At 29.7% G+C, this 1141-nt stretch carries 2 protein-coding genes; both read right to left on the bottom strand.

The genetic code is table 11. From position 1 onward, the window contains the following. Window positions 1-214: 214 nt before the first annotated feature. Window positions 215-412 (bottom strand): Imm74 family immunity protein, encoded by a 198-nt coding sequence (locus HCK02_RS13860; protein WP_167630683.1) that lies wholly within the window; start codon window positions 410-412, stop codon window positions 215-217. Between the two features lie 115 nt (window positions 413-527). Beyond that, window positions 528-1141: hypothetical protein (locus tag HCK02_RS13865; protein ID WP_167630684.1), on the bottom strand; the 614-nt coding region annotated here is incomplete at its 5' end.

The raw sequence follows: 1141 nt of genomic DNA on the forward strand, positions 1-1141 counted from the left end.
CTTTTTTAACTTGGCTCATAACATTTCAAAACAAACGGCTTATTATCAACATTTATAGCACCATATTATTTAAAATTCCCGAACAGTTTTACAAATCTTTCAGAGCTTTATTGGTGTTCTTCTAGGTGCCTTTTTAAGTGAATTTGCTCTTACTAGTTAGTACCTTTCCACCTAATATTAGTCAAACATTATCTTAACAGTGCTTTCAGACACATTATTTAATTACCTCAGTGATAATTGCTTCTTTTTCTTCATCTGTTAATTTTTCGTTTTCGTGTGGAGGCTTCCACTTTTTCATTGTATCCTTATATACTACAAATTTTCCACCAACTAGCATCTCTCCTTCTGCTTTTAACGTATAACCATTTTCTAAATCAAATTTAATATAAGAACTTCCACCTGTGATTTTCATTTTACGATTCCTTGCTATATTAAAATAAAACTATTTATAATCATCCTACTTTGTAATTTTCATTGCATAAAGTAGCTAATTTCAATAGGAATACGAGAGTCGCTAAGGTTATTGATCATTCTTCAACATCGAATAAATCTCTAATAACTGTATCATAATCCTTCGAATTGCAATCTATATCTTTGTTACAAATTTTTATATACTTTTTAAAGGAATCATATATTAATGTATGATTTGCTAATACTCGAACGCCTAATGTAAAAGCGGAATTATCGTCACTAATTAGAAACTCCTTATTCTTTTCATTCACATAGCTAACTATAAACATAGATCCCTTTTGGTAAAGACAGACAGAACTTGGAGAAAGAGAGAGTATCGAATAGCTTTCTAATCCATTAGAATTTAATACTTCTTCAGCTTCTTGGGTGTTATGAATTTCACCAATCTGAGGATAATTTATATTACTAAGTTTTACACGAACTCCTAAGTAAAATATAGCTAGTCCTATATTTTGCAACATCAATATTTTATATCTACTATTTCTTGAAATCCGAAAAAGATTAAAAACACTTTTTTCTTCTTTCAAGAAATATCCATTTTCTTGATCCACAACTCCATTCGTCTTAGTTCTAACCTCAATACCTTCCCTACTTTCTCGGGTATAATATTCCCCTTCCCCAAAAAAAGTTTTTAAGTTTTCTATTATAAACAGCTTTATCACTCCTATTT

This window comes from Listeria valentina, from assembly GCF_011800755.1.
GTDB classification, from domain to species: Bacteria; Bacillota; Bacilli; order Lactobacillales; family Listeriaceae; genus Listeria; species Listeria valentina.

Coding starts and splice junctions, on each gene's coding strand:
- HCK02_RS13860 (WP_167630683.1), bottom strand. CDS start 412: ATGAAAATCACAGGTGGAAGTTCTTATATTAAATTTGATTTAGAAAAT.